The sequence below is a fragment of the Micromonospora sp. NPDC004336 genome (assembly GCF_053602615.1).
The window spans coordinates 1-8,542 of the sequence record NZ_JBSGDY010000218.1 but is presented as its reverse complement, the minus strand read 5'-3'; the positions used below and the strand labels follow the sequence as shown (position 1 = coordinate 8,542).

Sequence of the window (8,542 nt, the reverse complement as noted above, 5' to 3'; positions counted from 1 at the left end):
GCATGACCCGCCGCATCACCCGCGGCCAACCCGCACGCCGCCAAGCCCGCCGCACCTTCACCCGGACCTGATCAACCCGATCTCAAACACGCTCTCACACCACAATGCGCGAGAGGGGAACGCCACTCCGAATCGACTCGGTCGGACATTCGACCGCGACGGCTGGCATTGTGCCGATTCGGTCGATGGACCACGGCGGCAATTTGCCGACGACCGTGAGGCCACTGTCGTGTCTTGTCGGGCTCGGCGTGGAATTGGAGGGAAAGGCGCCGGCCGGCCGGTGGAGGGCTCGGCCGGAATGGATGGCGACCGAGCTGATGTCGCGACGCCGCGTACCCGACGTCGGTGGCTCCCCGCGAGCCGGCTGGCGTCGTTTTCCCGCAGGTGGGCGGCTTCGCGGAGCGGCGGGCGGGGGGAGAGACTCATCGGGCGGCGATGGCGGCAGAGCGAATTCGCAGGCGCTGGGATTTGCGCGGTCAATGCCGAGGCATTTGTTCGGGCTCGACACTCTTGTTCGCGGCAATTCCGCTCACCTTTACGGTCGCCAAAGGGTCAGTGTCAATTACCTGCCATGGCGCCGCATTGTCTCTGCGATGAGCGGTCGATACGTTTCGGTGACCCGATCGACCCACGACAAGGGAGAGCACTTGAAATCGACTCTGCGCTGGACCGCGACGGCCAGCATGACGCTGGCGCTGGTCCTCACCGGCTCGGCCGCCGCCGAAGCGAAACCGACCACGACCGAGAGGAATGGCAACACCACCACCGTCGCCCGCACCAGCGACGGTCGGGCGGTCACCAACGAGGCGACGGCCAGGGAGGTCGCCAGGTTCTGGACGCCGGAGCGGATGGCGGGCGCCGTCGACCTGGACATCGCCGGGCGCGCCAACGCCACCGAGTCGTCCGGGCGGGTGGCGAAGCCCAACGGGCCGGCGGGCACCGTCGCGCCGGTGAAGCCGCGCGTCGCCGGCGACGACGTCTCGATCCAGCTGAACGAGTCGGCCGTCGTCGGCAAGGTCTACTTCACCACTCCCGGCGGCGGCACCGCCTCCTGCTCGGCGAGCGCCGTCGCCAGCGGCAAGCGCCGCCTGGTCATGACCGCGGGCCACTGCGTGCACCAGGGCAGCGGTGGCCAGTGGTACAGCAACTGGCAGTTCGTGCCGCGCTACCGCGACGGCGCGCGGCCGTTCGGCACGTTCGTGGCCTACCAGCTCACCGCCCGCACCGCGTGGGTCAACAGCAGCAGCCACGACGAGGACATGGGCATCGCCATCATGCACAACGGCGGAAACTGGGGCCTCAAGGTCGTGGAGACGGTCGGCGGCCACGGCATGCGCTGGAACTGGGGCTACAACATCTCCCTGATGACCGCCCTCGGCTACCCGTCGAACCTCGGCGGCGGCGAGAGCCAGTACTACTGCCAGAGCGGCACGTGGCACGCCGGCGGCCAGCAGATCCGGATGTGGTGCAACATGACCTACGGCTCCAGCGGCGGGCCGTGGCTGCAGGAGTACAACGACCAGAACGGCCTCGGGTACATCAACAGCGTGGTCAGCCACGGCGACAACCCGGGCAACGGCCAGTTCGACGGCCCGTACTTCGACAACGACATCAAGAGCCTCTACGACTTCGCGGAGGGTCTCTCCCCGGCGTGAGGCAGCTGACCAGCAGAGCCCCGGCCCCGACGGCCGGGGCTCTGCCCGCGCGCTAATTCACTTGCGCCCTCCGGGGTGAGGACCACGATCGGCGGCATGGAGTTCTTCTGCTACCACCGCGACCGGCGGGATTCCCTGGCGCTGCGTACCGAACTGTTGGAGGAACACTGGTCCTACATGGACCGGTACGCGACGGAGATGATCGCCCGCGGCCCGACCTTCGCCGCCGACGGGCAGACGCCGACCGGGAGCGTGCACATCGTCGACCTGCCCGACGCCGCCGCCGCCCGCGCGTTCGCCCTCGACGAGCCCAACTACCAGGCCGGCGCGTACCGCGACGTGCTGCTGCGCCGCTGGCACAACACACTGGGGCGCACGATGTGGGACTTCCCCGGCGGCCGGACCGGTGGCGACCAGTACCTGGTGCTCGGCCTCGGCGCGGGGGAGGCCGCCGACGTCGAGGTGGACGCGGACCGGGACGACCTGATCGCGTACGGGCCGCTGCTGTCCGACGACGGCGCCAACTGGCTGGGCACGGCTGCCCTGATCAGGGCGGCGGACCCGGACGAGGCGCGTGCGCTGCTGACCCCGAGCCGGTACGCCGACATCGAGGTGCACCTCTGGACGTTCGGCGGCCGGCGGCCCTGACTCCGGACCCCACCACCCCGCCGAGCGGCGCCGGACGCAGGATCCGCGCCGCTCGCCGGGATGGTGCCGGCCCGCAAGATCCGCGCGTTTCGGCGCGCCGGCAAGATCCGCACACTTTCCCGGAAAGAGTGGTCTTCCTGGCTCGGGAGGCCACTCTTTCCGGGAAGTTGTTCGGATCTTGCGGAGGCGTAGAGGGCTCCGCGTGCGCGCGTGCCCGCCGAACTCCCCCCGCGTCGTGGCGTCCGGGCGGACATTCTCCTGCAATGCGGACGCATCCTTGCCAGAGAAATCGACGTCCTCCTATCCTCGCTGTGGAAAGCGCTTTCCAGACCCGAGCGGTGGACGCCGACGACCCCGGAATCGGCCGGCGACCCCGAGCAATCGAGGACGAAGGCAGGCGAGGATGAGACGACCAGTCGTACTGCGACTCCAGGCGGCGCTGGCCACGGCGGCCGTCGGGGCCGCGATCGTGGTGGCGCTCCCGATGCACCAGGCGTCGGCGGCGGCCGGCGCCGCCACCGGCTACGCGACCCGCAACGGTGGCACCACCGGCGGGGCGGGCGGGCAGACGGTACGGGCGACCACGGGCACCGCGATCCACGCGGCCCTGTGCGGCCGGGCCAGCAGCAGCACCCCGATCGTCATCGAGGTGACGGGCACCATCAACCACGGCAACACCAGCAAGGTGTCGGGCGGAAGCTGCAACACCGCCGACGGCGTGATCGAGCTCAAGCAGATCAGCAACGTCACGATCGTCGGGGTCGGCAGCGTGGCCGTCTTCGACCAGGTGGGCATCCACATCCGTGAGGCCAGGAACATCGTCATCCGGAACGTGACCGTCCGGAACGTCAAGAAGTCGGGCTCGCCCACGTCCAACGGTGGCGACGCCATCGGCATGGAGAGCGGCGTCCGCAACGTCTGGCTCGACCACGTCACCCTGGAGGCGTCGGGCGGGGAGTCGGAGGGGTACGACGGCCTCTTCGACATGAAGGACGACACCCAGTATGTGACGCTGTCCTACAGCGTCCTGCGCAACTCCGGTCGTGGCGGCCTGATCGGCTCCAGCGAGAGCGACCGCTCGAACGGCTTCGTCACCTTCCACCACAACCTGTACGAGAACATCGACTCCCGCACGCCCCTGTTGCGCGGCGGCGTCGCGCACATCTACAACAACCACTACGTGGGCATCCGCGAGTCGGGCATCAACTCCCGGGCCGGCGGGCAGGCCAAGGTGGAGAACAACTACTTCCGCAACTCCAAGGACGTCCTGGGCACCTTCTACACCAGCGAGCGCGGCTACTGGCAGGTGGCCGGCAACGTCTTCGACAACGTGACCTGGTCCAGCCCCGGCAGCGACAACTATCCCGCCGGCCCCAACCCGCAGTCGAACACCACCGTCAGCATCCCGTACCCGTACACCCTCGACGGGGCCTCCTGCGTGCCGGACGTCGTCCGCCAGACGGCGGGCGCGCACACGGGCCTGCGGGAGTCCGACGGCAACTGCTCGCCGCAGACGCCGGCGCCGACGGCGACCAGCCCCACGCCGGGCCCGACGAGCCCGACGCCGACGCCAACCGGTCCGACGCCGACGCCGACCCAGCCCGGCGGGCCCAACCTCAGCATCGGCGCCGGCTCCGACGGCTCCAGCAAGGCCGACGGGACGAGCTACGGCAACGTACGCGACGGCAACATGAGCACCTACTGGTCGCCGGTCGGCTCGACCGGCCAGATCTCGATCAAGTGGGGCTCGGCGACCAGGGTGTCCAGGATCGTCATCCGCGAGGCGTCCGGCGCCGTGGGCGTCATCGGCTCCTGGCGGGTCGTCAACCACGACACCGGCGCCGTCCTGGCCTCGGGCAGCGGGGCGGGCGTCATCACCTTCCCGGCGACCGCGCTGAGCAAGATCACGTTCGACATCACCGGCTCGACCGGCACCCCGAGGGTCGTCGAGTTCGAGACGTACGCGGCCTGACGGCGCCTCCCGCCGCCCGTGCTGGCGGGCCGCGGCGCGGCGACGACCGTACGTACGGGGCCTCGCGGCGCCGCCGCTTGGGGATGGTGGGCCGCCGCGCGGCGACGACCTGCGTACGCGGCCTCGCGGCGCCGTCGCCCGGATGGCGGCGTCGTCGGGCGGCGGCGAGCGTCCGGCGCGCAGGTCAGGACGTCGTCGCGGGACAGATCCCTCAACGCGGGGCGGGGGTCGTCGGACACGCGGCCCTCGCCTCGGGCGGCTCTCGCCTCGGGCGGCTCTCGCCTCGGGCGGCTCTCGCCTCGGGCGGCTCTCGCCTCGGGCGGCCACCGTCCCGGGCGGCCACCGTGTCAGGGGAGCGCGGCCAGGTGCGCGGCCAGGTCGGCGGCGGGCCCGCGTCGCCCGGCGGTGACCTGGTCTCGGCGGCGGGCCCGGCGGTGCGCGAACGTCGGCGACGCTGCCCCGGGTTCTGCGTCGATTCGGGGTTCATCGGCCAATTCGGGGGCATAGCGTCACGGTGGCGGTTCCCACCGCCGGGCCGTCCGCCGCTTGGCCGGGCGGCCTCGCCGACGCCGAGCCGAGGAGGCAGACCGTGCACAGGTCCGACGAGGTGTTGCTGCCGGAACTGGACGGGCCGGAGCCGACTGCGTCGTCGCCCCGCGCGCTGGGCTGGCTCAGCCTCGCGCTCGGCGTGGGCGCGATCGCGGCGCCCGGGCCGCTGGCCCGACTGGTCGGTGTGGACGACTCGCCCGCCGCCCGCACGGCGATCCCGGCCGTGGGAGCCCGCGAGCTGGTCCACGCCGCGGGTCTGCTCAGCGGTCGCCGACCGGCCGGCTGGACGTGGACCAGGGTGGCGGGGGACGCGGCGGACCTCGCCCTGCTCGGCCGGGCCCTCGCGGACCGGTGCGGGGAGCGCCGCCGCCGGGTCGGTCTCGCCGCCGCCGTGGTCGCCGGCATCACCGCGGTCGACCTGGTCACCGCCGTACGCCATGCCCGCGCCCGCCGGGCCGGCCGGCGGGTGATCCGGATGGACCTCGGGGTCACCGTCAACCGGTCCCCGGCGGAGGCGTACCGGTTCTGGCGGGACGTGGAGAACCTGCCGCGCTTCATGTCCCACCTGGAGTCGGTGCGCGCGGAGGACCTGCGCCGCTCGCACTGGACCGCGCGCGGCCCGGCGGGCCGCGCCATCGCGTGGGACGCCGAGATCGTCGAGGACCAGCCGAACCGCTCGCTCGCCTGGCGGTCGCTGCCCGGCACCCCGGTTTCCAACGCCGGCCGGGTCCGGTTCGTGCCCGCCCCCGGCGACCGGGGGACCGAGGTACGCGTGCAGCTCCGCTACGCCCCGCCGGCCGGTGCGCTCGGCCGGGCCGTGGCGAAGCTCTTCGGCGAGGAGCCCGAACAGCAGGTCCGCGACGACCTGCGCCGGTTCAAGCAGGTGCTGGAGACCGGCGAGGTGGTCCGCTCCGAGGGCAGCCCGGACGGCATCTCGGTCCGCCGACAACTCATGCAGCGCCCGGCCCAGCCGCTGCCCGCCGCCCGCCGCTGAACCCCGGCACGAAAGGACAGACGATGAAGGCCACCGCGTGGATGGGCAAGGACAGCGTCAAGGTCGTCGACGTGCCCGACCCGACCATCATGAACGCCCGCGACGCGATCGTCCGGATCTCCTCCACCGCCATCTGCGGCTCCGACCTGCACCTCTACCACGGCTACATCCCCGCCATGCGCAAGGGCGACATCCTCGGCCACGAGTTCATGGGCGAGGTGGTCGAGGTCGGTCCCCAGGTGCGCAACCTGCGGGTGGGGGACCGGGTGGTGGTGCCCTTCCCGATCGCGTGCGGGCACTGCACCTCGTGCCAGCGCGGCCTCTACTCGGTCTGCGAGAACTCCAACCCCAACGCCGGCGTCGCCGAGAAGATCATGGGCCACTCGCCGGCCGGCATCTTCGGCTACTCCCACCTGCTCGGCGGCTACGCCGGCGGCCAGGCCGAGTACGCCCGGGTGCCGTTCGCCGACGTCGGGCCGATCAAGGTGCCCGACGAGGTGCCGGACGAGCAGGCGGTGATGCTCGCCGACGTCCTCCCCACCGGCTACATGGGCGCCGAGATGTGCGACATCAAGCCGGGCGACGTGGTCGCCGTCTGGGGCGCCGGCCCGGTCGGGCTGCTCGCCGCCGCCAGCGCCCGGCTGCTCGGCGCCGACCGCGTGATCGTCATCGACCGGTACCCGTACCGGCTGCGGCTGGCCGAGGAGCACGCCGGCGCCGAGACCCTCAACTACGACGACGTCGACGTGCTCGACGCGCTCAACGAGATGACCGCCGGTCGGGGGCCGGACGCCTGCATCGACGCGGTGGGCCTGGAGGGGCACCACGGCAACACCGCCGTGTACGCGTACGACCGGGCGAAGCAGGCGGCCCGGGTCGAGACGGAACGGCCCTTCGCGCTGCGCGAGGCGATCCTGGCCTGCCGCAGCGGCGGGGTGGTCTCGGTGGTCGGCGCGTACGGGGGCTTCGTCGACAAGTTCCCGATGGGCGCGTTCATGAACCGGTCGCTGATCATGCGTACCGGGCAGTGCCACGTCCAGCGGTACACCCGCCCGCTGCTGGAGCGCATCCGTCGTGGGGAGATCGACCCCAGCTTCATCATCAGCCACCGGATGCCGCTGAAGGACGCGGCCAAGGGCTACAAGATCTTCCAGAAGAAGCAGGACGGTTGCACCAAGGTGCTGCTCAAGGTGTGACGTCGGGAGGTCGGCAGCGGTCAGCGGGGTCTGCCCCGCCGACCGCTGCCGGCGTTCTTCGGGCCGGTCAGCAGCGACCGGGTGCGCTCCGGTGCCCACGCCGGCAGCTCACCGAGGATGTCGGCGAGGGAGACCCCGGCCAGGCTGCCTCGCCACGCGTCGTGCGCGTCGGCCATCTTCGCGGCGATGAGGCAGGTGTGCCGGCACTCCTCGGCCGGCAGCGCGCCGCGTCCCTGCTGGCGGATCTCGCGGCACTCGTACGGCGACGACGGGCCGTCGACCGCCTCCACGATCTGCAACAGCGTGATCTCCGCGGGCTTGCGGGCGAGCCGGAACCCGCCGCGCGGTCCCGTCGTGGCCGCCAGCACTCCCGCCCGGACCAGCGCCTGGAGCTGCTTGGCGAGGTATGGCGCCGGCAGGTCGAAGTACTCCGCGAGCTGGGCCGCCGACGCGGTGGCTCCCGGTTCGAGTTGGGCCAGCGAGGTGGCGCAGTGCAACAGCCATTCGGTGCTCACGGGCAGCTTCACGATCACCAGCATAACGAAGACATTGCGGATCTGCTTAGTCCTCGATTATGGTCGGCGGGTACCTGAGAGAAGGGGATGATCCTCATGCGCATCGCCGTGGCCGGCGCGACCGGCAACATCGGCTCCCTGACCGTGGCCGCCCTCGAACAGGGCGGCCACGAGGTCGTCCGCATCAGCCGCTCCGTCGGGGTGGACCTGTCGACCGGGGCGGGGCTCGACGACGCCCTCGCCGGGGTCGAGTCGGTGGTCGACGCCACCAACATTGCGGCCGCCGACCCGGCCGAGGCGGTGGCGCGCTTCGGTGCCGCCACGCGCAACCTGCTCGCCGCCGAGGAGCGGGCCGGCGTGCGCCACCACGTCCTGCTGTCGATCGTGGGCGTCGCGCGCGTGGCGGGCAACGCCCACTACGCGGGCAAGCGGGAGCAGGAACGCCTGGTGTCCGCCGGGCCGGTGCCGTGGACGATCGTGCCGGCGACCCAGTTCCACGACTTCGCCGAGATGGTCACCGGGTGGACGGAGCAGGGCGGCGTCGCCTCGATCGCGCCGCTGCTCGTCCAGCCGGTCGCGCCCGCGGACGTGGCCGCCGTCCTGGCCGAGATCGCGGTGGGCGACCCGCACGGCCGGTACGTCGACCTCGCCGGTCCCGAGCCGCAGGATCTCGTCGACATGGCCCGGCGTACGCATCAGGCGCGCGGCCGCACGATCAGGCTCGTGCCGACGTGGTCGGGGCTGTTCGGCCCCGAGATGGCCGGCGACGTGCTCCTGCCCGGCGAGGGCGCCCGCATCGCCCCGACCACGTTCGACGACTGGCTCGACGGGCAGCGGGCCCGCTGACGGCATGCCGTTCGCCCGGCGGCCACCGGGGCGGAGGGTCCGGTCGGAGTGGGCCCGGGCGTCGGAGTGGGTCCGGATGGCGGCGCCGGTCGGAGAGGGCCCGGGCGTCGGAGTGGGTCCGGATGGCGGCGCCGGTCGGAGAGGGCCGGGGCGGCCGCTTCCGGCGG

The 8,542-nt window shown here is 72.3% G+C and carries 7 protein-coding genes; 6 read left to right on the top strand and 1 reads right to left on the bottom strand.

Annotated elements, in window-relative coordinates; genetic code table 11:
• Positions 1 to 593 precede the first annotated feature (593 nt).
• The 5 genes from ACWENR_RS27865 (at position 594) to ACWENR_RS27845 (ending at position 7,014) form a co-directional block, all read left to right on the top strand.
• Entirely contained in the window at positions 594 to 1,655 is a 1,062-nt protein-coding gene (locus tag ACWENR_RS27865) for a trypsin-like serine peptidase (RefSeq protein WP_452279917.1), read from the top strand.
• 96 nt (positions 1,656 to 1,751) lie between these two features.
• Positions 1,752 to 2,303, top strand: coding sequence for a YciI family protein (locus tag ACWENR_RS27860; RefSeq protein WP_452279918.1), 552 nt, complete (start codon positions 1,752 to 1,754; stop codon positions 2,301 to 2,303).
• Positions 2,304 to 2,706: 403 nt separating this feature from the next.
• Complete coding sequence (locus tag ACWENR_RS27855) at positions 2,707 to 4,275, top strand: pectate lyase family protein (protein WP_452279916.1); 1,569 nt, start codon at positions 2,707 to 2,709, stop codon at positions 4,273 to 4,275.
• 589 nt (positions 4,276 to 4,864) lie between these two features.
• Positions 4,865 to 5,818, top strand: a complete 954-nt coding sequence (locus ACWENR_RS27850) for an SRPBCC family protein (RefSeq protein ID WP_452279915.1) — start codon at positions 4,865 to 4,867, stop codon at positions 5,816 to 5,818.
• A gap of 23 nt (positions 5,819 to 5,841) precedes the next feature.
• Positions 5,842 to 7,014 (top strand): zinc-dependent alcohol dehydrogenase, encoded by a 1,173-nt coding sequence (locus ACWENR_RS27845; protein WP_452279914.1) that lies wholly within the window; start codon positions 5,842 to 5,844, stop codon positions 7,012 to 7,014.
• A 20-nt stretch (positions 7,015 to 7,034) separates the two neighbouring features.
• Here the strand turns inward: ACWENR_RS27845 and ACWENR_RS27840 are convergent, their stop codons facing one another.
• Complete coding sequence (locus ACWENR_RS27840; protein WP_452279913.1) at positions 7,035 to 7,541, bottom strand: RrF2 family transcriptional regulator; 507 nt, start codon at positions 7,539 to 7,541, stop codon at positions 7,035 to 7,037.
• Positions 7,542 to 7,625: 84 nt separating this feature from the next.
• Between ACWENR_RS27840 and ACWENR_RS27835 the strand changes: the two genes are divergently transcribed.
• Positions 7,626 to 8,375: an SDR family oxidoreductase gene (locus tag ACWENR_RS27835; RefSeq protein WP_452279912.1), complete on the top strand. Its 750-nt coding sequence runs from the start codon at positions 7,626 to 7,628 to the stop codon at positions 8,373 to 8,375.
• Positions 8,376 to 8,542: the final 167 nt, after the last annotated feature.